This is a genomic window from Chitinophaga sp. 9-1-y (assembly GCF_059511905.2).
Window position 1 is genome coordinate 3,153,725 of sequence record NZ_CM197955.1, and the last position, 23,155, is coordinate 3,176,879.

A 23,155-nucleotide genomic window follows, 5' to 3' on the forward strand; every position below is an offset into this window, starting at 1 on the left:
TTGCTTTCTGCTTTATGCCTTCAGCTTTTTCACAAGATCTATGTACTGCTGCATGGCCGCTTCCTTGCCGGTACCTTTCAACGCCGCCCAGGCTTCATATTTGGCCTTGGCTACAAAGTCAAATGGATTGGCCGGGGGATCAATATCTACATCACCTGTGCTGCCTTGCTTATACAGGCTGTATAACTGCAACAAAATTTCATTGGAAGGTTTTTCCGTCAGTGTTTTACTGTCCGCCAGTGCCTGTTCGAATTGTTGAATGAGTTCCATGTTCCACTTAATTTTTAGATTTAACAATACGGGTTTGTGCCTTCATTTTTCCCTTATGTCTATAAAGTTGAGCATTAAAAGTTAATATATCAAAAAAAGCCACCGGTCTTCTTCCTATCTCCCTAAAAACCAAACAACAAAACATAATCACTAAACCCATTAACTAATGAACTAATTTCAATACCTTTGCCGGCTGAATGAGGTTTAATGTAGTAATTTGCAGTAGGCCTAAGGAACAGCAAAACATCATATGAAGAATATTCGCAATTTTTGTATCATTGCCCATATTGACCATGGTAAAAGTACCCTGGCAGACCGTTTACTGGAATTTACTAAGACGATTTCCGACCGTGATATGCAGGCGCAGGTACTGGATGACATGGATCTTGAGCGTGAAAAAGGAATCACTATCAAGAGCCACGCTATCCAGATGAGCTACACTGCTAAAAACGGGGAACAATATATTTTTAACCTGATTGATACGCCTGGTCACGTGGACTTCTCTTACGAGGTTTCCCGCGCACTGGCCGCCTGTGAAGGCGCCCTGCTGCTGGTTGACGCCGCCCAGGGTATCCAGGCACAAACTATCTCCAACCTTTACCTGGCACTGGAGAACGACCTCGAAATCATTCCTGTTATCAATAAAATTGACATGCAGGGCGCTATGATCGAGGAAGTAAAAGACCAGATCATTGAACTGATTGGCGTAAAAGGAGAAGATATCCTGCTGGCTTCCGGTAAATCCGGTATTGGTATTGAAGAAATCCTCGAAGCCATCGTACACCGTATTCCTGCCCCGAAAGGCAGCAACGATGCACCTTTACAGGCATTGATTTTCGACAGCGTATTCAACTCTTTCCGCGGTATCATCGCTTACTTCCGCATTTTCAACGGTACCATCAAGAAAGGAGATAAAATCCGCTTCTTCAACTCCGGAGAAGAATACTTCGCTGATGAGGTGGGCATCCTGAAACTGGGCCTGTCGCCGCAAAAAGAAGTGTGTACCGGCGACGTGGGATACATTATTACCGGTATCAAAAGCGCCAAAGAAGTAAAAGTAGGGGATACCATCACCCTCTCCAATAACCCTTGTGCAGAGGGTATCAACGGCTTCCAGGAAGTAAAACCAATGGTATTTGCCGGTATTTACCCGGTAAATACTGAGGATTTCGAGGAACTGCGCGACTGTATGGATAAACTGCAACTGAATGACGCCTCCCTGACCTACGAGCTGGAAACCTCACAGGCGCTGGGCTTCGGCTTCCGTTGCGGATTCCTGGGTATGCTGCACATGGAAATTATCCAGGAAAGACTGGAAAGAGAATTTAATCAAACCGTGATCACCACCGTTCCCAACGTAAGCTTCATTGCACATACTACCCGGGATGGCGTACTGATAGTAAATAACCCAAGTGAAATGCCCGATCCTACCAAACTGGATAGAATCGAGGAACCTTTCATCCGGGCACAAATCATTACCAAACCCGAGTATATCGGTAACATCATGACCCTCTGCCTGGGCAAACGTGGTAACCTCCTGAACCAGAGCTACCTCACTACCACCCGTGTAGAGCTGATGTTTGAAATTCCGCTCACAGAAATCGTATTCGACTTCTATGATAAGCTGAAAAGCCAGACCCGTGGCTATGCTTCCTTCGACTATACGCCGATTGGCTTCCGGGATAGCGATATCGTGAAAATGGATATCCTCCTGAACGCGGATAAAGTGGATGCCTTGAGTGCATTGATCCACAGAAGCCGTGCACAGGACTTCGGTCGTAAACTTACCGAGAAACTGAAAGAACTGTTGCCTCGTCAGCAATTCCTCATCGCCATCCAGGCTGCTATCGGAGCTAAGATTGTGGCGCGTGAAAACATCAGTGCCATGCGTAAAGACGTAACCGCCAAGTGTTATGGTGGTGACATCTCCCGTAAACGTAAGCTCCTCGAGAAACAGAAAGAAGGTAAAAAACGTATGCGCCAGATTGGTAACGTAGAAATACCGCAGGAAGCATTCCTCGCCGTATTGAAGCTGGACGACTAATACCGTTCGTAACTATATTTAATTAGCGAAGATGAAAGCATATATATTTGCTTTTGTCTTCGCTAATTTTTTTTGACTTATTATTGATTAAAACCAATCACCCATGCGTTCTTTAGTACTGACGTTAGCCGTTGCAGCCTTGTCTTTTTCAGCAAAAGCCCAGCAAGCAAAAACGCCTCCTGCTGCAGACCAGGTAGTAAAAGAAGCCTGCACCGCAGCCACCAAAAATCACAAAAAAGTATTCGTCCTCTTTCATGCTTCCTGGTGTGGCTGGTGCCACAGAATGGATACGGCGATGAATGATGCTGCAATTAAAAAAGCATTTACGGACAACTACGAAATCCGCCACATCACCGTATTGGAAAACGGACCCAAAAAAGAACTGGAAAACCCCGGTGGCGCCGAATTACTGGCGAAATACCATGGAGATCAGCAAGGTATTCCTTTCTGGGTGATACTCAATGCAGACGGCTCTTTCATCGCAGACAGCCGCATGCCCGATGCCAGCGGCAAACTACAGAATGTTGGCTGCCCGGCACAAAAGGAAGAAGTAGCGTACTTCGTAGGACTGCTCGAAAAAACCTCCAAAATGAAACGTGGAGAACTGGAAGCAGTACGTACCCGGTTTGCTAAAATAGCGCCACAAGCTGCCCACTAATCATGCTCCACAGCAGGCAGGTAATACCTTCCGGAGATGTGTGACCGTAGTCACCTGCCTGCTGCCGGAATCCCTTTCCCATTGTATCGTACGCGTTTTACCGCCACTTTTTGACAGCCATAAAAATTTGTGGCACGGGTATGGTTTTATGTATAGGTGAACTGTTTATCAGCTCATGTGTTATACCATCTAAACCTTTACCGTATGCGAAAATGGCTCAGGATCATCCTTATCACCTCCGGCGTATTGATAACCCTGCTGTTGTTGCTATTCCTGGGTATGGCCTGGTACATTCACGCCAACAAAGCGAACTTTCTCAAGCAAATTACAGGACAGCTAAACGACCGGCTGAATGGTACGATTACCATTGAAGACATAGAGCCTTCCGTGTGGAAAAGCTTCCCCAATGTATCTATCGGGCTTAAAAAAGTAGTACTGCAGGATAGCCTTTGGCAGCAGCATCACCATGCCCTGCTGGATGTGGACTACATTTTCGTACGGGTTAATACGTTATCACTGCTACGCAAGCACGTAGATGTAAACGAGGTGACACTGCAGAACGGGAAAATCTATCTCTATACAGATACTTCCGGCTACTCCAATACTTATGTACTGCAGGGCCCCGGCGGAGAGAAGAAGAAACGCAGTTCTTCCAAAGATGCAAATATCGAACAGCTCACCCTTCGCCAGGTAAGCTTCATCATCGATAATCAGCAAAAGTTTAAGCTGTTTCACCTGGATATTAACAGCCTGGATGGGAAAATGAAGGCTACCGACAGCACAATACAGTTTACCATGCTATCCGATATCCTGTCTAAAAGCTTCGCTTTTAATACCAACAAAGGCAGCTATCTGAAAGACAAGAAAATGCAACTGAACTTGTCGGTTATCTTCAATAAACGCACTAAAATTCTCCAGGTCCCCTCCCAGGAGATCCGGATAGATGACCACCCGGTGCAGATCGCCGGACAATTTGGGTTTGGGGAGAAACCACCGCCTTTTCAACTAAAGATCAATGCCAACCAGGTGCTGTTAAAGGACGCAGCTACCTGGCTGCCACCCAATATCAGCACCAAACTAAGCAGCATTACCCTTACTAAGCCGCTGGATGCCGAAGCTAACCTCGACGGCCATATGAAATTCCGGGATACGCCCAAAGTGGTGATCACCTGGAAAACCACCAACAACATACTGGTAACCACTTTGGGAGAGTGGACGAACTGTAATTTCACGGGTCGGTTTAATAACGAAGTCCTGTCCGGGCAGGGGCATACCGACGAAAACTCATCTGTCAATATTTTTCAGCTAAACGCTACGCTGGCGGGTATTCCTATTAAAGTAGATACCATCCGGGTGGTGAATTTAAAGCAGCCGTTGTTGCGCGGACATTTCCGTTCTGATTTCCCTTTAACTGCGCTTAACGACGCTGCTTCAGAAGGGCCCATCACGTTCAAATCCGGGAATGCGAGCGCCGACCTGTTTTATACCGGGCCGGTATTAAAAGATGATAATACACCCTCGTCGTTGCAAGGGGTAGTGGCGGTGAAACAAGGCGCCTTTACTTATGCCCCCCGTAATTTATCTTTCCATAATGCCAATGCTACACTGCGTTTCACCGGGCAAGACCTGCAGTTGGAAAACATACAGGTGCAAACGGAAAAGAGTAGCCTGCAAATGGATGGCGCCATCAAAAATTTGCTGAACCTGTATTTTACTACACCAGAGAAAATAGAACTGACCTGGAATATTCGCAGTCAGCTGGTAGATCTCAATGAATTCAAAAGCTTTCTCGGTGTACGGCAAAAGGTGAAGCCTACCAAAAGCCAGCAGCAGGCCAAAATGGGACGGGTATCCCGACAGCTGGATGTAGTGTTGGCTTCCAGCAACGTAAAGATGAATGTACAACTGGATAAGGTGATCTATCAACGGTTTACAGCACAAAATGTAAAAGCTGGTGTGGAGCTCACCAATGAAGATATTTTGTTAAAGCAAATTGCCTTACAGCATGCCGGAGGTAGTATTCAGATGGCTGGAACAATGCACCAGCAGGGGAATAACAATAATTTTAAGATGGATGCTACCGTGACCAATGTAGGTATCAGCCAGTTGTTTTATGCCTTTAACAACTTCGGCATGACGAGCCTTAAATCAGATAACCTGAAAGGAAATGTGTCTGCTAAAGTAAACCTAAAGGGAAACATCCTGGACAATGGCACACTGGCGAAGAATTCCTTATACGGTACCATCAACTTTAACCTGAGAAATGGCGCACTGATTAACTTTGGACCGTTGGCCGATATCGGTAATTTTGCCTTTCGTAAAAGACACCTGGATAGTATTATGTTTGAAAACCTGAGCAATACTTTCCAGGTGGCCGGCAATAAAATTATGATACCACCCATGCAGATCGCTTCCAGCGCCATTAATATCGACGTAAAAGGTGTATATGGCATTGATGGGGGTACCAATATTAACCTGGATATTCCATTGCGTAATCCCGCTAAAGACGCAGATATTACGGACAAAGAAGAGAAGCGCCGTCGCAGCCGTAAAGGGATTGTCATCCACTTACGTGCCGTATCGGAAAAAGATGGAAAGGTGAAAATTAAGCTGGGAAAAGGAGATAAGGAGGTTACGGGAAATGCTACCGATATTGATACCGGGGATTAAAACGCATTTGGGCAATGTAGCATTACGCTACATTGCCCAAAGTACGATGATGATTACTGACAACAGCTACTGGTTAACTGCTTGAAATGCTTGCTCCATATCGCCCTGGATATCACTGATATGCTCTATGCCCAGTGAAACGCGCAATACGCCCGGTGCTACACCCGCTTTTCTTTGTTCTTCTTCACTCAATTGCTGGTGCGTAGTTGTGGCCGGATGAATGATGAGGGTTTTGGAATCGCCCACGTTCGCCAGGTGGTATATTAACTTCAACGACTGTACGAATTTATCTGCTGCTTCTTTACCGCCTTTGATCTGGAAACTCAATACGCCGCCAAAGCCATTTTGCAGGTACTTCTTCGCCAGCGCATGGTACTTATTACCAGGTAATCCCGGATAGTTCACAGAAGCTACCTGCGGATGTTGTGCTAACCACTGGGCCAGTGCGAGTGCATTGTCTACCGTACGTTGTACGCGCAGCGACAATGTTTCCAGTCCCTGTATAAACAGGAACGAATTCTGTGGCGCCAGTGCTGGTCCCCAGCTACGTAAGCCGGCCACGCGTGCGCGTATGATATAGGCAATGTTGCCAAACGGGCTGTGATCACCGAATACTTCCCAGAACTTCATGCCGTGGTAAGCTTCGTCTGGTTCACTGAATTGTTTGAACTTGCCGTTACCCCAGTTGTAGTTGCCGCCGTCTACAATGATACCGCCGATGCTGGTACCATGACCGCCAATCCACTTGGTGGCGGCTTCCACTACTACGTTAGCGCCGTGTTCCAATGGGCGGGCCAGGTATCCGGCGGCGCCAAAGGTATTATCCACTACCAGCGGTAAATCATGTTTACGCGCGATGGCGCTTATCTTTTCAAAGTCAGGAATGGCAAACCCCGGGTTACCGATGGTTTCCACGTAAATGGCTTTGGTGTTTTCATCTATGAGTGCTTCAAAGCTGGCCGGGTTATCGAGGTCCGCAAAGCGGGCTTCCACACCAATGCGTTTGAAGCTTACTTTAAACTGGTTAAAGGTCCCGCCGTAGAGGTAAGAAGAAGTCACGAAGTTATCGCCTGGCAACAGGATATTATGCAGGGCAATAAATTGTGCCGCCTGTCCTGAAGCCACTGCCAGTGCGCCAACACCGCCTTCCAGTGCAGCTACTCTTTTTTCAAATACATCCGTAGTGGGATTCATAATACGGGTGTAGATGTTACCAAACTGTTTCAGCTGGAAAAGATCAGCGGCGTGTTCTGCGCTGTCGAAAGTGTAAGAGGTAGTTTGGTAAATAGGTACGGCGGCTGCATGTGTTGTGCCTTCCGGTTGATAACCGGCATGTACCTGGAGTGTGTCAAAATGTAATGGCTTAGTGGACATAACCTGAAAAATTTTAGGGTGGGAAATAATAGTCCACAAATATAGTGGACTATTTGCAATAACAAAATATTTTTGTGAGATAATCGCAGAAGATATAAATATCTTTATGCGTAACACTCCAATATAGCTGGAAAGGCGTTAAGAAATTATTAACAGCCGGTAGGCAGTACGACGGTTTTTGCAAGGCCGTAGCCGGTTTGCCAGGGGGAAACAAAGCAGGTTGCAATGATTTTATTTTGTCAGCGATTTGCAACCTACCATAAAAAATAATATCTTCGATAGCTATATTTGCTATTATCATTCGCTGCAATAGCTTTGGGCTTTACGCTTTCAGCTTTGAGCTAATTTAAAAAATCGTGTTTCCGTGAAGAAACACAGTTGACCGATGTTATTAACTATTACGACTAAACGTTACCCCGCCACTGACCTTGGCTATCTTCTGCACAAGCATCCCGCTAAAGTACAAACCGTAGAATTGACGGCAGGTAGTGCACACATTTTTTATCCTGAAGCCACAGATCATTCCTGTACGGCCGCTTTACTGCTGGACATCGATCCGGTAAAACTGGTTCGCCGCGGCAGCGGTGGCAATGATTTTTCACTGGAACAATATGTGAATGATCGTCCCTATGTGGCCTCGTCTTTTATGAGTGCGGCCATTGCCCAGGCGTATTCCTCCGCCATGAACGGGCGTTGCAAGGATAAGCCTCACCTGGTGGAGGAGGCGATGCCCTTCGAAATCACGTTATCCGTTTTACCGGTAAAGGGAGGAGAATATTTGCTGCGACAGTTTTTTGAGCCACTCGGCTACGACATATCTGTGCAATCCTATATCCTGGATGAACAGTTCCCGGAATGGGGGCAGAGCCGCTATTTCAATGTTACACTGCGCCATACGCTGCCCCTGAAAACTATCCTGAGCCAGCTATATATCCTGATCCCGGTTTGCGATAATGATAAACATTATTTCGTAGGCGGGCATGAAATAGAAAAGCTCATGGAAAAAGGGCAGGGCTGGCTGGATACCCATCCCAGCAAAGAACTGATTACCCGCCGTTATCTCAGGAATATTGGGCCACTTGCCAAAGAGGCACTGGGCATGATCATGCGGGAAGAAGTACTTCCGGAGGAAGTGAAGGAGCCAAAAGAAAAAGTACGCCTGCACGATGTGCGTCTCCAAACAGTACGCGACCTGCTCCTGGAACTGGGAGTGAGCTCCGTAGCTGATATGGGATGCGGCGAAGGCGAACTGCTGCGCTTACTCATGGAAAAATCTGCCTTTAAACGCATACTGGGCATGGATGTAAGCTATCATGCACTGGAAATAGCCCAATCGAAATTAAAGATAGACCGCCTGCCAGAGCCACAGAAAGCACGGATACAACTCATTCATGGATCACTAACGTACAGGGATAAACGCTTATCTGGCTTTGATGCCGCCGTATTGGTAGAAGTCATAGAACACCTAGATCTGCCTCGTTTAACGTCCCTGGAAAAAGTGGTGTTTGAATATGCCCGTCCGCAGCACGTAATCATTACCACCGTGAATGCAGAATACAACGTATTGTATGAGAAACTGAGCGCTGGTTCATTCCGGCATACGGATCACCGGTTTGAATGGACCCGGGCGGAGTTTGAAGAATGGGGTAACCGCATAGCCGAACAATTTGGTTATATTGTAACCTATAGGCCGTTGGGAGAAGTAGATGAAGTATTGGGAGGACCCAGTCAACTGGCCCTGTTTAAAAGATAATTTTATGCAAGAAGAAATAGTAGAGAAAATAAAAGAACTGGAAGAAGAACACCAGGTGAAAATATTATACGCCTGTGAGTCAGGCAGCCGTGCATGGGGCTTTCCATCGACCGACAGCGATTATGATGTTCGCTTTATTTACACCCGGCATAAGGATACTTACCTGAGCATCACGGAGCAGCCGGATGTGATAGAACCGGTAATAGACGACGTGCTGGATTTGAGCGGATGGGATATCCGCAAGGGTTTACAGCTTTTTCTGAAATCCAACGCCCCCTTGTACGAATGGCTACAGTCGCCCATTGTATACCAGGAGACCACAGATTTCAAGCAAACGCTGACGGACTTAATGGATAAATATTTTTCGCCCCGGTCCGGTTGTCATCACTACCTGTCTATGGCTTATAATACCTTCACCAACGAGCTGGAAGGGGCACAGGTAAAGGTAAAGAAGTACTTCTATGTGTTGCGTCCAATGTTGGCCTGTCAATGGATACTGGCGGGTAAAGGTGTGCCTCCCATGGAGTTTGCCATTTTGCGTACTTTAATTACAGACACCGCTATTCAATCTGAAATTGATCGTTTGCTGGAAGTGAAAGTAAATGCAGATGAGCATACCACGATTGCGCCTATACCAGCACTGCATCAGTGGATAGCGGGCGTATTGGATCAATGCAAAGAGCGGTCGGGAGAAATGCCAATGGTGAAGAATAACACCGTGGAGCTGGACGTGCTTTTCCGGAAATATATTTCGTATGACTTTTGAGGCACTACAGCAACAACGGCCATGTATCCTGCTGGAATGTATCAGCGGCAGCCGCGCCTATAACCTGCAGCTGCCCACATCCGACAGGGACATCAAAGGCATTTTCATATTGCCGCAGCAGGATTTGTATGGGATGACCTACACGCCGCAGGTGTCTAACCAAAGCAACGACGAAGTATATTTTGAAATAAAACGTTTCCTGGAGTTACTGGAAAAAAATAACCCCAATATACTGGAACTGTTAAGTACGGGTGCTGACAACCAGCTATACCGGCATCCTTTGATGGACCTGGTAAAACCGGCTGATTTCTTATCCCGTTTGTGCCTCGAAACATTTGCCGGCTATGCCAACACGCAGATGAAAAAGGCGAAAGGATTGAATAAGAAGATCAACCAGTCGTATCCGGCTGAAAGGAAATCTGTGTTTGAGTTTTGTTATGTTATAGCAGGCGGTCAAAGCATATTACTACGTGACTGGCTAAACGAAAACCAACTGCAACCTGAAGACTGTGGACTATCCCGCATTAATCACTTTCGTGATGTATACGCGTTATATCATACCGGGCAGTTTGATACTGGAGTTACTTTCAAAGGTATTTTTTCGGGTGCGGATGCCAATGATGTGCAGTTGAGTGCCATCCCATTGGGACCAGATCCACTGGCCATCATGCAGTTTAATAAAGATGGTTATACCGTGTATTGTAAAGATTTTGCGGCCTATCATCAATGGGAGGCCCTCCGTAATGAAGCCAGATATCTTCATAACAAGGAGTTGGGCGCCGATTATGATAGTAAGCACATGATGCATACTTTCCGTTTGTTAACCATGGCAGAAGAAATTGCCCTGTATAAAGAAGTACGCGTATTCAGGCAGGACCGCGATTTTCTCCTGCGTATCCGGAATGGTGAATTCAGCTACGATACATTGGTGGAAATGGCTACCCAAAAATTAGATCACATGCAACAGCTATATGCGGCGTCAGATTTGCCGGACCACCCGGATCCTGCACTGGCTAACGCGCTGTTGGTAAGTATAAGAGAAGCATATTATGGCTCGAAGAAACAGTAAATTATCACATATCTCTATACCAGAATTATCACTGGTATTATTAGTAGGCCCTTCAGGGGCCGGTAAGTCCACGTTTGCCCGTCAGTTTTTTAAACCGACAGAAATTATTTCATCAGATGTATGCCGCGGGCTCATCAGCGATGATGAAAATAACCAACTCGTATCTACAGATGCGTTTGAACTGGTGCGCTTTATCGCCGCCAAGCGCTTAAAACTAGGATTGCTCACCGTGATTGACGCTACCAACGTGCAACCGGAATCCCGCAAGCAATGGGTACAGTTGGCCCGGGAGTATCATGTGCTGCCGGTAGCCATTATATTGAACATGCCGGAGGATGTATGCCAGGGAAGAAATGACCTGCGCAGTGACCGTAACTTTGGTAAGCATGTGATTCCGCAGCAAATCGGTCAGCTGAAGCGCGGACTCCGGAACTTACGCGAGGAAGGCTTCCGCCAGGTTTTTGAGCTCCGTTCTCCGGAAGATGTGGCCGCGCTGGAAACCATTACACGCGCACCACTTTACAATAACAAGAAAGACGAACATGGACCATTCGATATTATCGGTGATGTGCACGGCTGCTACGATGAGTTATGCAGCCTGCTGGAAACACTCGGTTATGAGGTAGACAAGGAAAACGCCATGCTGATCAGTGCACCATTGACTACTAACGCCGACGGGTATACGCGCTATCGCAAACCCGTTTTCGTGGGAGACCTGGTAGACCGTGGCCCCAAATCGCCACAAGTATTGCGTTTGGTGATGCATATGGTCAATAATGGCCTGGGCTTGTGCGTGCCGGGCAACCACGATGCCAAGCTGCTGCGTTACCTGAATGGTAAAAACGTACAGCTCAGACATGGCCTGGAACAAACGGTGACACAGCTGGCCAGCGAAACACCGGAGTTCCTGGAATCCGTGAAGTCATTTATAGATGGACTGATCAGCCACTACGTACTCGACGATGGTAAGCTGGTAGTTGCGCACGCCGGCCTGAAGGAAAGCATGCAGGGCCGCGGTTCCGGGGCCGTAAGGGAGTTCTGCTTGTATGGTGAAACCACCGGGGAAACAGATGAATTTGGGCTGCCGGTGCGGTATAACTGGGCGCTGGAATATGCTGGTCGCGCTATGGTGGTATACGGACACACGCCCGTGCCGGAAGCACAATGGTTGAATAACACCATCGATATCGATACCGGTTGCGTATTCGGGGCCTCCCTGACAGCTTTGCGCTACCCGGAAAGAACCCTGGTATCCGTGCCGGCCCTTGAACAATACGCGGTGCCTGCGCGTCCTATTGGTTACAATGCCAATAGTGTACTGAGTGTGCAGCAGCAGTACGACAGCGTGTTGAACATCGAAGATTTTATTGGTAAGCGTATATTACAAACACGCTATAGTCATAATATTACTATCCGGGAAGAAAACAGCATTGCCGCATTGGAAGTGATGAGTCGTTTTACGATTAATCCTAAATGGCTCATCTATTTACCACCTACCATGTCGCCGGCAGAAACCAGCCAGGAAACGGGTTTGCTGGAGCATCCGGCGGAAGGATTGCAGTATTACCGGGAAGCAGGTATAGAGAGGGTGATTTGTGAGGAGAAGCATATGGGCTCCCGCGCCGTGGTCATTGTTTGTAAAGATGAACAAGTGGCGGAGCGCAGGTTTGGCGTTACCGGGGAAGGTAACGGGGTTATCTATACGAGAACCGGACGCGCTTTCTTTACAGACAAGCAAACCGAACAGGACTTCCTGTCGCGTATCAATGCCGCATTGATCAGCACTGGTTTCTATGATACTTTTTATACCGATTGGGTATGCCTGGATGCGGAACTGATGCCGTGGAGTGCCAAAGCCCAGGCGTTGTTGCGTGATCAGTATGCCGCCGTAGGTACCGCTGCAGGCAAGGCTTTACCGGAAGTAGTGTCCGCCCTGACCCAGGCTATCAGCAATGGTGCACCGGCGCAGGCGTTGCTGGAAAAATATACGGAACGCCTGGAGCAAACCGGTAGCTATGTAAAGGCATACCGGCAGTATTGCTGGCCGGTGAATGCCCTCGGCGACTATAAGCTGGCACCGTTTCATATCATGGCTACGGAAGGGAAAACCTGGTTTGATAAAGATCATGAATGGCATATGTCTGCCATAAAAAATATTTGTGCCGGCGATGAACAATTGCTCCTGGCCACGCCTTATTTGTTGGTGGAAATGGGGAATGAGGAGAGCGAACAGGCTGCAGTCAATTGGTGGCATCAACTGACAGCCGCCGGGGGAGAAGGTATGGTGATGAAGCCATATACTTTCCTCAGCAAAAACGATAAGGGTCTTATACAGCCTGCTATCAAGATCCGCGGAAAGGAATACCTGCGTATTATCTACGGACCTGAATATGATGCGGCCCAAAACCTGGAAAGGTTGCGCGTCCGCAAGCTGTCTGGTAAACGCTCCCTGGCATTGCGTGAGTTCTCCCTCGGACTGGAAGCGCTGGAACGATTTGTAAATAAAGATCCTTTACAGCTGGTACATCAGTGTGTATTTGGTATTTTAGCGTTAGAGAGTGAACCGGTAGATCCGCGTTTATAAGAAACAACCGCTATTAAACATCTTTCTACATTTAAAAATAAAACTATGAGAGCCGTAGCCGTATCAAAATTCAAAGACATCCCCGTGGTAATGGATTTGCCGAAACCGGTAGTCAGACCCGGAACCGTCCTGATCAAAGTAGCAGCTGCCGGGATGAATCCCTTCGACTGGAAAATGATCGATGGTATTATGGATAATGGCAAAATGCCGCACCAGTTTCCGCTGATTATGGGTGTAGATGGCGCGGGTACGGTGGAAGAAGTAGGAGAAGGCGTTACCCGCTTTAAAAAAGGCGATAAGGTTTACGGGCAATTTATTCATGCTCCTATTGGCGAGGGCTCCTATGCCGAATATGCTATCGTACCGGAGAAATCAGGGATTACGCTGGCGCCGGCAAGTCTTTCTGCAGCAGAAGCCGCAGCAGTGCCTACTTCCGGCATGACGGCCCAGCAATTGGTCGACAAATTGGATCTGCAAGAAGGCGATACCCTGTTGATTAATGGCGCTACCGGTGGTGTAGGCTCTTTTGCTGTGCAGCTGGCCGCGGCACAGGGTATTGTAGTCATTGCCACTGTTGGCGATGAAGCAGGCGCCGCACGCATGAAGAAACTGGGTGCAGCGGTCACCGTCAATTATAAGGAAGCGCCGTTGTCGGAACAGGTAAAAGCAAAATTCCCCGGCGGACTGGATGGATTGATTGATATGGTGAGTGATGGCGCCGGATTCACCGCCAACCTGGATCTGTTAAAACCAGGCGCAGGGGCGTTGACCACTGTTTTCGTGGCAGATGAAGAAGCACTTAAATCAAGAAATATTCATGGCGGTAACTTCGAAACCCAGGGGAGCGCTGCTTCACTGGATACGCTGTCGCTGATGATAGACCGTGGTGCATTAACTATCCCGGTGGAATCAAAAATAAAGCTGGAAGAAGCGCCTGCGGCTGTGGCATTAAGCCGGCAGGGCAGAGGTGCGGGGAAAACGGTTATCGTAATGTAATGAGCGTTAAATTGGAGCTGTAAGTAAGCACTTACAGCTCCAATTCAGTTTAAATATTTACGGTCGCCTTAAATAATTCGGCGCCATTATCAGTATTGATTTCATAAGATGCGCCATACACAGTAAATACGCATTGTCCTTTTTGTAAAGCCAATGTATCATCTCCCTTCACCGTAACACCACCTTTGATTACAATTAATATTTCTGCTGCTTTGGCCGTGTGCTGGTATACTTTTCCAGCCGGGATATCAATTTTACTTACTTCAAAATCCGGTGCCGGAGAAGGATAGATTCTTTCCAGTCCATCGGCCTTTACATCTCCTTTAATGATATGTGGGTGCACGCCTTCAAAGCGGGTATGTTTCAGCAATTCGGGAACATCTACGTGTTTGGGGGTTAAGCCACCACGCAGTACATTGTCTGAATTGGCCATCAGCTCTACGTTCTGGCCTTCCAGGTAAGCATGTGGAATACCTGCGTCCTGGAAAACCGCATCACCGGCTTGTACCTGCATGATATTGAAGAAGTAGATAGAGAAGATGCCCCTGTCAATTTTGTCAATGCTGCCCGGATCATTTAATACGGCGCGTGCTGCCCAGAAACCTGGATCTGTTTTAGACAAACGATTGGCTTTGTAATCGGGAATCATACGATCTGTCAATGGCCGTAGAATAATATTCACCAGCGATTGCGGCATCTCCATTACATTTTTATATAACCCGTAATAACCTTCTTTTTCGTATATGCTTACCAGTGAGGTGAACTCCGGGATAGAAGTTAACACTTGCTGCAATTGTTCATGAGGTAAGAAACCGTGCAACAGGTAAAACTCGCTCAATGCCACCATAATTTCAGGTTTATGGTTGTCATCTTTATAATTACGGTTAGGGGCATTTAAGGGAATGCCTTCCGCGTTTTCTCTGGCAAATCCTTTCTCCGCTTCACTTTTTGTAGGGTGTACCTGGATAGATAACATATCTTTTACATCCAGTATTTTAAACAGGAAAGGCAGTTCTTTGAACTTTTCCCATACGGCAGGGCCGGTAATATTAGCGGGGTCTTGTTGTATGAGTTCATTCAGGGGTAATGTCCCGCTGGCAGTAGTGATAAGGGAAGGGGCACTCGGATGTGCGCCCATCCAATATTCTGCACTCGGTTGATCTGTAGGAGCAATGCCTAACAGCTCAGGAATGTATTTATATCCGCCCCATGCATAATGCTGTACTTTTCCTTCCAGTCTGAATACGTTCATATATGGTTATCTGTTTTTTACTTGTTAATTATCAGAGAATTGATACATTTATATGCCTGCAAAAATAGGTGTTAAGCAGTACATTTTCGGTACCTCAGAAAAGTAAATATTTCCCGTGATTTATTATAGGGATTGTTTGTTTTAACCTAACCCATATCGTTTATGGAAAATCATCTGACCCTGGGCCGGCAGGGCGAAAACATTGCACAGGCTTATGTTCGGCAGCATTGCGCCTTGTTACATGTGAACTGGAAATCTGGCCGCCGTGAAATTGATATCGTCGCCACAAAAAACAATATCATTTATTTTATTGAAGTTAAAACCCGCCGTAGTGCACGCTTTGGGTGGCCGGAAACCGCAGTGGATTTTCGCAAGCAGGCACATATACAGGAGGCGGCCAGCGATTACTTATGCCAGTTCCATTTACATCCGATGGCTATCCGGTTTGATATTATTGCGATTACTTTTTCGGGCGAAGCATATGAATTAATGCATTTCCGGGATGTGTTTTAAGCGGATGTTTGTCTGGGGCCAGGATTAGACTGATTATACTGATTTTGCTTTTTGATTTTGTAAGATGTTAAAGATGATTTTAATCTGCCAATCAATCTAATTCCAATATCCTCCTAAATCAAAAAATAAAAAAAATAAAATCAGTATAATCAGTCTAATCCTGCCCAAAGACAAAAAATTGCATTAACCAGTTATTAACAAAAAAACGCTTGTGTTTATTCTTTAATAAATATCATATGCTATATCTTTGCACTGCTTTTAGAACCTAACCCTGAGTTGTTATATAACCCCCGGTATTCCGGTAGATTTCAGGCTGTCATTTTTCTCTGAAAAAACTAATGCACTGGTGTGTTCACCAATGTAAAAGGTTGATGTATGTTCAGGAAACAGAAAATGAGCCGCCGGCAAAACCAGTAACAATTGAAGCACAGGGATGTAAGAATTAATACAAGTAAGGCGTTTGTTTAACCAAGGCATTATCGCCACTGAAACGCAAGATCGCAGAGTATTGCTTTCGGGAGTCAACATTTTAAAAAGCTCCGTCCAATGGGACGGAGCTTTTTATTTTATCGCTTACCACAAACCGGTATAGTTGTGTGGGGTAATGGCTTTCAGCTCTTTTTTGAGGGCAGCGCTGATTTTCAGACCATCCACAAATTTATGCATGCTCTTCTGGGTGATTTGTTCACCACCACGGGTCAGCTCTTTCAGGGCTTCATATGGTTGTGGATAGTTCTCACGCCTTAAAACGGTTTGAATCGCTTCTGCAACTACCGCCCAGTTGTTTTCCAGGTCGTCTTTTAATTTGGCTTCGTTCAGGATCAGTTTACCCAAACCTTTCTGGATAGACTTGGTTGCCAGCAGGGTATGTCCGAATGGTACACCCAGGTTACGTAACACGGTGGAATCGGTTAAGTCGCGTTGCAAACGGGATACCGGCAGTTTGGCGCTCAGGTGCTCAAACAGTGCATTGGCCAGTCCCAGGTTGCCTTCTGCATTTTCGAAGTCAATAGGGTTCACCTTATGCGGCATCGCGGAAGAACCTACTTCATTCTTTTTAATCTTCTGTTTGAAGTAGTCCATAGAGATGTATGTCCATATATCGCGGCAGAAGTCCAGTAAAATGGTATTGATGCGTTTCAGGGCATCAAATTGAGCGGCGATATTATCATAATGCTCAATCTGCGTGGTATATTTCATACGTTGCAGGCCCAGCGTGGTATTCACGAATTTCTCCCCGAATTTTTCCCAGTTGATTTTAGGGAAAGCCACGTGGTGAGCGTTGAAGTTACCGGTAGCCCCACCAAACTTCGCGGCGAACGGAATTTGTCCCAGCAGGTTTACCTGGCCTTCCAGGCGCTCTACAAACACCAGGATTTCCTTACCAAGAATGGTAGGAGAAGCCGGTTGTCCGTGGGTACGGGCCAACATCGGCACTTTCATCCAGCCTTGCCCCAGTTTTTTCAGTTCCAGGATCATATTGGCCAATGCAGGCATGTACACATGTTCAACTGCATCTTTCCAGAGGAGCGGGGTGGCGGTATTATTCACATCCTGAGAAGTGAGGCCGAAGTGTACCCATTCCAGTTTGTCTTCCAAACCGAGGTTTTTCAGCTCATTCTTCAGAAAATATTCCACCGCCTTCACATCGTGGTTGGTGATTTTTTCTGTGTCTTTGATCAGTTGCGCGTTCTCAATGGTGAAATCCTGGTAAATTTTACGCAGGGCAGGGAACTTGGCTTTGGGCAGCGTAAACAGCTTCTGCTCAGAGAGCGCAATAAAATATTCCACCTCTACCATCACACGGTAACGGATCAACGCAAATTCAGAAAAATAATTGGCCAGCTCGTCCAGTTGCTTGCGATAGCGCCCGTCCAGCGGAGAAATGGCAGTTAATGGTTGTAGTTGCATAATGTATGTATTCCAGTATTACAATTAACATGTTTATCAGGCTACAAGTTCTCTTTGAATCCTGGTTTACAGGACAACAATTATTCATTTGAAACTTGTTAACCGGGATTTAGTTACTTTTGCAGCTTCAAAATTACTGAAATTGGAACGGAAAGTAAAAGTTGCGGCTGTAAGTTATTTGAATACGAAGCCTTTATTGTATGGATTCAGGAATCATCCGGTGATGGAGATGATGGAATTATCGATGGATTATCCGGCTAAAATAGCCCAGCAGCTGATAGATGGGGACGTAGACGTGGCGTTGGTGCCGGTAGCTATTATACCTAAATTAAAGGAGTATCATATTATAGCAGATTATTGTATTGGTGCGGAAGGCCCTGTTGCATCTGTTTGTTTGTATAGCGATGTACCCTTAAATGAAATTAAACGTATTTACCTGGACTACCAGAGCCGTACTTCCGTAGCACTGCTCAAAGTATTGATACGTGAATACTGGAAGCTGGACGTGGAATTGGTGAATACCAACGGGGACTACCAGGATAAAATTAAAGGTACAGACGCCGGACTGGTGATTGGTGATCGTGCCCTGGCCCAGCGGAAGGTATCTCCATATATATATGACCTGGCAGAAAACTGGGTACGCTTTACCAGCCTGCCTTTTGTATTTGCCGCCTGGATCAGTAATAAACCACTTCCAGCCACTTTTATCAAAGAATTTAACGAGGCTACCGGCATCGGTATTAAAAATATTCCCGCCGTAGTAGCGGAAAACCCCTACGACGTCTACGATCTCGCCACCTATTATATCCATAATATCAGCTATCCATTCACGCCCGCGAAGCGGCAGGGAATGCAGCGGTTTTTAGGGTATCTGCTCGAAGAACAGAAAGCGTAACATGATTGAAGCGACTGATCGTAGCGGATTATGTCTTTATACAGGATTAGACTGATTAGACTGATTTTTTTAAGTATTTTAAAAGGTGAGAGATGAAAGCGGATAGCTGCTTTTATCTCTCATTTCCTTAATCCTAAATATAATCTGTCTAATCCTGTATAAAGACATAATCCGCTACGATCAGTCGCTTCAATAGCTTTATGCTTTTGGCCTTCTGCTTTCCGCTTTTTTTAAGTATCTTCATGGTTCGCACCCTTTTCTGCTTAATAATAATCTACGCTCATGAAAATTGGTATCCTTGGAAGCGGTCCGGTAGGACTAACCCTTGGCAAAGGCCTTATTGAAACGGGCCATGATGTGACGATTGGCACCCGCAACCCATCCCGGGAATCATTGCAGCAATGGATTAAAAAGCAAGGTAAACAAGCTATGGCAGGTACTTTCAGGCAGGCCGCCGAGTTCGGAGAACTACTCCTGATCTGTACCAGTTGGATAGGTACCAAAAAAGCCATTGAAGCAGCAGGTATCTGGAACTTTAAAACCAAAACAGTGGTAGATGTCACCAATCCACTGGATGGCAAAGGACCTGATGAAAACGGACGACTCACCTTTACCATCGGCCATAATAATTCTGCCGGTGAACAAATACAGGCCTGGTTGCCACCAGATGCCAATGTGGTAAAGGCCCTGAGCTGCATCGGGCATGAAAGAATGCTACTGCCCGAATTTAAAGAAGGTTCCCCCACCATGTTCATAGCAGGGAATAACAAAGACGCCAAAAATGAAGTGGCCGAGCTGCTACACCAGATAGGCTGGAATGACATTGCAGATATGGGGAATATTGAAATGAGCCGAAGCATAGAACCGCTCTCTATTTTATGGGCAGCCTATGGCTTTTTAAACGACAGCACCGGTCATGCATTTAAACTACTAAAAAAATAAATGATTGTAAAAACAGCGAAGACCGTTATCTGATAACGGTCTTCGCTGTTTTTACAAGGTGGTGTAATTATTTAACTTCCTTCGTATGGATATAGAAGTTTTTATCTACCTCAAAAAGCTTATAATCACTCAACGTAATATTAGAGCTATGCCATAACGTACCCGGATATATTAATTTGAAACCATTATCACTCAGCTTCACCCTCACCGGCATATTGAAATCTTTTACATCAGATACCCAGCGGTATTGCAGTTGTTGCCCTGCGAAGCGGTATTCCAGGGTAGGAATGGTGGTATGACGCAGGTATTGATCAAATACTTTATTCAGATTCATACCCACTACCTGGCTCATATATTCTTCCACCTGTTGGGTAGTCACCGTTTGATGGTAGAAGGTTTTATTTAATCCTCTCAGCATTTGGCGGAAGGCCTCATCATTTTCCATAATCTGACGGATGTTATGGATCATGTTGGCGCCTTTGTAATACATGTCCCCGCTACCTTCTGCGTTTACGCCATAGGGCGCAATGATAGGCTCATCATTCCTGATATTTTTCCGGATGCCCTGCACATATTCATTGGCTGCTTTAAGACCGTATTGGCACTCAGTAAACAGGGTTTCAGAATAATTGGTAAAAGATTCATGAATCCACATATCCGCCAGGTCTTTGCTGGTAATGCTGTTACCAAACCATTCATGCCCGCTTTCGTGTATCACGAGGAAATCCCATTTCAGCCCCCAGCCGGTACCGGAGAGATCTGTACCTTTATATCCCATCCTGAAGTTGTTACCATAGGCTACTGCGCTTTGATGCTCCATACCGAGGAAAGGCGTTTCCACCAGTTTGTAGCTGTCTTTATAGAACGGGTATTTGCCAAACCAGTACTCAAAGCATTTCAGCATAGGTTTTACCACTTTGAAATGTTCCCTGGCTTTTTCTTCATTGTAGTCCAGTACCCAGTAGCTGAGGTCCAGCTTTCCGCCTTCGCCGGAGTAGCTGTCTTTTATCTCTGTATAGTTGCCGATGTTCAGCGCTACGTCGTAGTTGTTGATCGGGTTGCTCACATACCATACAAAAGTATGTGTGCCATCGGGGTTGTCGATGGTTTTCTTCAACCGTCCGTTGGAAACGTCTGTGATGTCGCCTGGAACGGTTACATTGACCGTCATATCTTCCGGCTCATCACTTTGGGTGTCTTTATTAGGCCACCACACGCTGGCGCCGAGGCCTTGTACAGCAGTGGCTACCCATGGACGGCCCTTTTCGTCTTTAGACCACACCACGCCACCATCCCAGGGCGCGTTCTTTGCCCGGTGTGGCTTGCCGCTATAAAAAATAGTGATCTGCTTCTTTTTGTCTTTCGTTTGTGGGGACCTGATTTTTATAAACCAGGCATTACTGTCACGGGTAAACGATAACGATTTTTTATCCTGTATCACACTGTCAATAACCATCGGTGCCTGCAGATCTATCTGCATAACAGAATCTGGTTTCAGCACCTTATAAGTAATGGTATTGAACCCGGAGAAGGTGCTGTCTTCCATGTTTACCTGCAAATGCAGGTCGTAGGTAGTTACATCCCACCAGGCCCGGGCAGGAGTGATAGTACCTCTGAGCGTGTCCGCTCTGCTGAATTTTTGCTGGGCAGCCAGGGTCCCTGTTGCCATAAGAGCTATACAAAGCATGATGATGCCGCGCATATTTATTCGTATATTTTAGCCTGAAAGATATTAATTTACTGCCAAATGAAAAGTTGTTATTGTCAGGCGGTTATAATCAGATGTTGGGTAGCCCTATGGGGAAGTTGCTTACTGTGGTCCTGTGGCAGTCCGGAGAAACAGCGCTTGTCTGTATTCCGCTATAACAGTACCAATAGTATTGCCAGTCTCGATCCGGCCTTTGCCAAAAGCCAGGAGGTGATATGGGCGGTAAAGCAGTTATATAATACGTTGGTAGAACCAGACAGCAACCTGGTGATTCGTCCTTCATTGGCAAAGCAGTGGCGGGTATCCCCGGACCATCGTACCTATACTTTCGACCTCAGAACGGATGTTTATTTTCACGACAACGATATTTTCCCTGGTGGTAAGGGCCGGCGAATGACGGCACAGGACGTGGTATACAGTCTGCATCGTATCATGGACCCGGCCACTGCTTCGCCCGGCGCCTGGATTTTTAACGGTAAACTCAGCGCCGACAGCGGTTTCCGGGCGCTCAATGACTCTACTTTTGAGCTTACCTTATATCGTCCGTTTCACCCGGTACTCGGTATCCTGAGTATGCAGTACTGTTCTATTGTACCACACGAGGCCATCGAAAAATACGGGAAGGATTTCCGTAGTCATCCCTGTGGTACCGGGCCATTCCGCTTTTTCCTGTGGGAAGAAGGACAGGCACTGGTATTGCATCGCCATCCGAATTATTTTGAGAAAGACAGTACCGGTCATCCGTTGCCTTACCTCGAGGCCATCCAGGTGAGCTTCCTGGAAAGCAAGGCGGCGGAGTTCTTGTTATTTCGCCAGGGGCAACTGGATTTCATGAATGACATCGATGCATCCTTTAAGGATGAAGTACTCACCAAACAGGGGCGCCTCAGAAAAGAGTGGGAGGGTAAAATGGTATTGAATAAACATCCTTACCTGAATACAGAATACCTGGGCTTCCTGGTAGCGGAGAACAATCCATTGGTGAATGCGTCGCCCACCCGTTTGAAGAAAGTACGGCAGGCTATTAACTACGGGATAGACCGTACGAAAATGATGACCTACCTACGTAATGGCATCGGCACCGCTGCCATGGCTGGTTTTGTGCCAGCCGGGCTGCCTTCATTCGATAGCACCAAAGTAAAAGGCTATCCATTTAATCCGGCCCTCAGCCGGCAGCTACTGAAGGAAGCCGGGTATCCGGAGGGGCAGGGGCTGCCCGCAATTAAGCTGTTGTCTATTCCTGTTTATGCCGACCTGGCCAATTACGTAGCCAGTCAGTTGCAGGAAGTGGGTATCCGCGTACAGGTGGAGATTGTACAGAAAAGCTTGCTGCTGGAGCAAACGGCCAAGTCACAGGCCTTGTTTTTCCGCGCCAGCTGGATTGCAGACTACCCGGATGCAGAAAGCTACCTGGCCATGTTTTACAGCAAGAACCCCGCGCCGCCAAATTATACCCGTTATAAGAACCCGGATTTTGACGTGTTGTATGAAAAGTCGCTGGAAGAAAACAACGATAGTCTCCGCTATGCAGCCTACCAGGCCATGGATAACATGATTACTTCAGATGCCGCAGTGGTGCCACTTTTCTACGATGAAGTGGTGCGCCTGGTACAGCCCAATGTTTCCGGATTTTCAGGTAACGGCATGAATTTGTTGGAGTTACGTTGGGTGCAGAAACATTGAGAGTTTAAAATATTTTAACATTTCATTGACCATAGGGGCTTCTTTTTTGTCTTTATTACCGTCTATT

17 protein-coding genes are annotated in these 23,155 nt (G+C 46.5%); 12 read left to right on the top strand and 5 right to left on the bottom strand.

Features of this window, described 5'->3' with window-relative positions:
• Positions 1-12: 12 nt before the first annotated feature.
• A complete protein-coding gene (locus AC5ZC7_RS12370) occupies positions 13-270 on the bottom strand; it encodes an acyl-CoA-binding protein (protein ID WP_496161614.1) in 258 nt (85 codons plus the stop codon).
• Between the two features lie 250 nt (positions 271-520).
• On the opposite strand from AC5ZC7_RS12370, the gene lepA reads away from it, so the two are divergent.
• From lepA to AC5ZC7_RS12385, 3 genes are all read left to right on the top strand, one after another.
• Complete coding sequence (lepA, locus tag AC5ZC7_RS12375) at positions 521-2,314, top strand: translation elongation factor 4 (RefSeq protein ID WP_496161615.1); 1,794 nt, start codon at positions 521-523, stop codon at positions 2,312-2,314.
• Positions 2,315-2,417: 103 nt separating this feature from the next.
• Positions 2,418-2,972 (top strand): thioredoxin family protein, encoded by a 555-nt coding sequence (locus AC5ZC7_RS12380; protein ID WP_496161616.1) that lies wholly within the window; start codon positions 2,418-2,420, stop codon positions 2,970-2,972.
• Positions 2,973-3,176: 204 nt separating this feature from the next.
• The gene (locus tag AC5ZC7_RS12385; RefSeq protein WP_496161617.1) at positions 3,177-5,642 is read left to right on the top strand and encodes an AsmA family protein; all 2,466 of its coding nucleotides are present in this window, start codon (positions 3,177-3,179) and stop codon (positions 5,640-5,642) included.
• A gap of 66 nt (positions 5,643-5,708) precedes the next feature.
• On the opposite strand, the gene AC5ZC7_RS12390 is transcribed toward AC5ZC7_RS12385, so the two are convergent.
• Positions 5,709-7,016 (bottom strand): aminotransferase class I/II-fold pyridoxal phosphate-dependent enzyme, encoded by a 1,308-nt coding sequence (locus tag AC5ZC7_RS12390; RefSeq protein WP_496161618.1) that lies wholly within the window; start codon positions 7,014-7,016, stop codon positions 5,709-5,711.
• A gap of 385 nt (positions 7,017-7,401) precedes the next feature.
• On the opposite strand from AC5ZC7_RS12390, the gene AC5ZC7_RS12395 reads away from it, so the two are divergent.
• From AC5ZC7_RS12395 to AC5ZC7_RS12415, 5 genes are read left to right on the top strand one after another with little or no spacing between them, the layout of a single operon-like run.
• Positions 7,402-8,769 (top strand): 3' terminal RNA ribose 2'-O-methyltransferase Hen1, encoded by a 1,368-nt coding sequence (locus AC5ZC7_RS12395; RefSeq protein ID WP_496161619.1) that lies wholly within the window; start codon positions 7,402-7,404, stop codon positions 8,767-8,769.
• A gap of 4 nt (positions 8,770-8,773) precedes the next feature.
• The gene (locus AC5ZC7_RS12400; protein WP_496161620.1) at positions 8,774-9,535 is read left to right on the top strand and encodes a DNA polymerase beta superfamily protein; all 762 of its coding nucleotides are present in this window, start codon (positions 8,774-8,776) and stop codon (positions 9,533-9,535) included.
• Positions 9,525-10,604 (top strand): DNA polymerase beta superfamily protein, encoded by a 1,080-nt coding sequence (locus AC5ZC7_RS12405; RefSeq protein WP_496161621.1) that lies wholly within the window; start codon positions 9,525-9,527, stop codon positions 10,602-10,604. The genes AC5ZC7_RS12400 and AC5ZC7_RS12405 overlap by 11 nt, the downstream gene beginning before the upstream one ends.
• Positions 10,585-13,188, top strand: coding sequence for a polynucleotide kinase-phosphatase (locus AC5ZC7_RS12410; protein WP_496161622.1), 2,604 nt, complete (start codon positions 10,585-10,587; stop codon positions 13,186-13,188). The genes AC5ZC7_RS12405 and AC5ZC7_RS12410 overlap by 20 nt, the downstream gene beginning before the upstream one ends.
• A gap of 45 nt (positions 13,189-13,233) precedes the next feature.
• A complete protein-coding gene (locus tag AC5ZC7_RS12415) occupies positions 13,234-14,184 on the top strand; it encodes an alcohol dehydrogenase catalytic domain-containing protein (RefSeq protein ID WP_496161623.1) in 951 nt (316 codons plus the stop codon).
• A 49-nt stretch (positions 14,185-14,233) separates the two neighbouring features.
• Here AC5ZC7_RS12415 and manA read toward each other — a convergent pair whose 3' ends face one another.
• Entirely contained in the window at positions 14,234-15,436 is a 1,203-nt protein-coding gene (manA, locus tag AC5ZC7_RS12420; protein WP_496161624.1) for a mannose-6-phosphate isomerase, class I, read from the bottom strand.
• A 162-nt stretch (positions 15,437-15,598) separates the two neighbouring features.
• Between manA and AC5ZC7_RS12425 the strand changes: the two genes are divergently transcribed.
• The gene (locus AC5ZC7_RS12425; RefSeq protein WP_496161625.1) at positions 15,599-15,949 is read left to right on the top strand and encodes a YraN family protein; all 351 of its coding nucleotides are present in this window, start codon (positions 15,599-15,601) and stop codon (positions 15,947-15,949) included.
• Between the two features lie 573 nt (positions 15,950-16,522).
• Here AC5ZC7_RS12425 and purB read toward each other — a convergent pair.
• Positions 16,523-17,860 carry an adenylosuccinate lyase gene (gene purB / locus AC5ZC7_RS12430; RefSeq protein WP_496161626.1) on the bottom strand — a complete coding sequence of 446 codons (1,338 nt, stop codon included), beginning with the start codon at positions 17,858-17,860 and terminating at the stop codon, positions 16,523-16,525.
• A gap of 142 nt (positions 17,861-18,002) precedes the next feature.
• Between purB and AC5ZC7_RS12435 the strand changes: the two genes are divergently transcribed.
• Positions 18,003-18,755, top strand: a complete 753-nt coding sequence (locus AC5ZC7_RS12435; RefSeq protein WP_496161627.1) for an MqnA/MqnD/SBP family protein — start codon at positions 18,003-18,005, stop codon at positions 18,753-18,755.
• A 282-nt stretch (positions 18,756-19,037) separates the two neighbouring features.
• On the top strand, positions 19,038-19,697 hold the full coding sequence (locus AC5ZC7_RS12440; protein WP_496161628.1) for an NAD(P)-binding domain-containing protein: 660 nt from the start codon (positions 19,038-19,040) through the stop codon (positions 19,695-19,697).
• Positions 19,698-19,764: 67 nt separating this feature from the next.
• Here the strand turns inward: AC5ZC7_RS12440 and AC5ZC7_RS12445 are convergent, their stop codons facing one another.
• Entirely contained in the window at positions 19,765-21,399 is a 1,635-nt protein-coding gene (locus AC5ZC7_RS12445) for a M1 family aminopeptidase (protein ID WP_496161629.1), read from the bottom strand.
• Between the two features lie 45 nt (positions 21,400-21,444).
• On the opposite strand from AC5ZC7_RS12445, the gene AC5ZC7_RS12450 reads away from it, so the two are divergent.
• On the top strand, positions 21,445-23,088 hold the full coding sequence (locus tag AC5ZC7_RS12450; RefSeq protein ID WP_496161630.1) for an ABC transporter substrate-binding protein: 1,644 nt from the start codon (positions 21,445-21,447) through the stop codon (positions 23,086-23,088).
• Positions 23,089-23,155: the final 67 nt, after the last annotated feature.

Bases quoted from the DNA above. Each gene is read 5' to 3' on its own strand.
- AC5ZC7_RS12370 (WP_496161614.1), bottom strand. From the start codon at position 270: ATGGAACTCATTCAACAATTCGAACAGGCACTGGCGGACAGTAAAACA.
- lepA (WP_496161615.1), top strand. From the start codon at position 521: ATGAAGAATATTCGCAATTTTTGTATCATTGCCCATATTGACCATGGT.
- AC5ZC7_RS12380 (WP_496161616.1), top strand. From the start codon at position 2,418: ATGCGTTCTTTAGTACTGACGTTAGCCGTTGCAGCCTTGTCTTTTTCA.
- AC5ZC7_RS12385 (WP_496161617.1), top strand. From the start codon at position 3,177: ATGCGAAAATGGCTCAGGATCATCCTTATCACCTCCGGCGTATTGATA.
- AC5ZC7_RS12390 (WP_496161618.1), bottom strand. From the start codon at position 7,016: ATGTCCACTAAGCCATTACATTTTGACACACTCCAGGTACATGCCGGT.
- AC5ZC7_RS12395 (WP_496161619.1), top strand. From the start codon at position 7,402: ATGTTATTAACTATTACGACTAAACGTTACCCCGCCACTGACCTTGGC.
- AC5ZC7_RS12400 (WP_496161620.1), top strand. From the start codon at position 8,774: ATGCAAGAAGAAATAGTAGAGAAAATAAAAGAACTGGAAGAAGAACAC.
- AC5ZC7_RS12405 (WP_496161621.1), top strand. From the start codon at position 9,525: ATGACTTTTGAGGCACTACAGCAACAACGGCCATGTATCCTGCTGGAA.
- AC5ZC7_RS12410 (WP_496161622.1), top strand. From the start codon at position 10,585: ATGGCTCGAAGAAACAGTAAATTATCACATATCTCTATACCAGAATTA.
- AC5ZC7_RS12415 (WP_496161623.1), top strand. From the start codon at position 13,234: ATGAGAGCCGTAGCCGTATCAAAATTCAAAGACATCCCCGTGGTAATG.
- manA (WP_496161624.1), bottom strand. From the start codon at position 15,436: ATGAACGTATTCAGACTGGAAGGAAAAGTACAGCATTATGCATGGGGC.
- AC5ZC7_RS12425 (WP_496161625.1), top strand. From the start codon at position 15,599: ATGGAAAATCATCTGACCCTGGGCCGGCAGGGCGAAAACATTGCACAG.
- purB (WP_496161626.1), bottom strand. From the start codon at position 17,860: ATGCAACTACAACCATTAACTGCCATTTCTCCGCTGGACGGGCGCTAT.
- AC5ZC7_RS12440 (WP_496161628.1), top strand. From the start codon at position 19,038: ATGAAAATTGGTATCCTTGGAAGCGGTCCGGTAGGACTAACCCTTGGC.
- AC5ZC7_RS12445 (WP_496161629.1), bottom strand. From the start codon at position 21,399: ATGCGCGGCATCATCATGCTTTGTATAGCTCTTATGGCAACAGGGACC.
- AC5ZC7_RS12450 (WP_496161630.1), top strand. From the start codon at position 21,445: ATGAAAAGTTGTTATTGTCAGGCGGTTATAATCAGATGTTGGGTAGCC.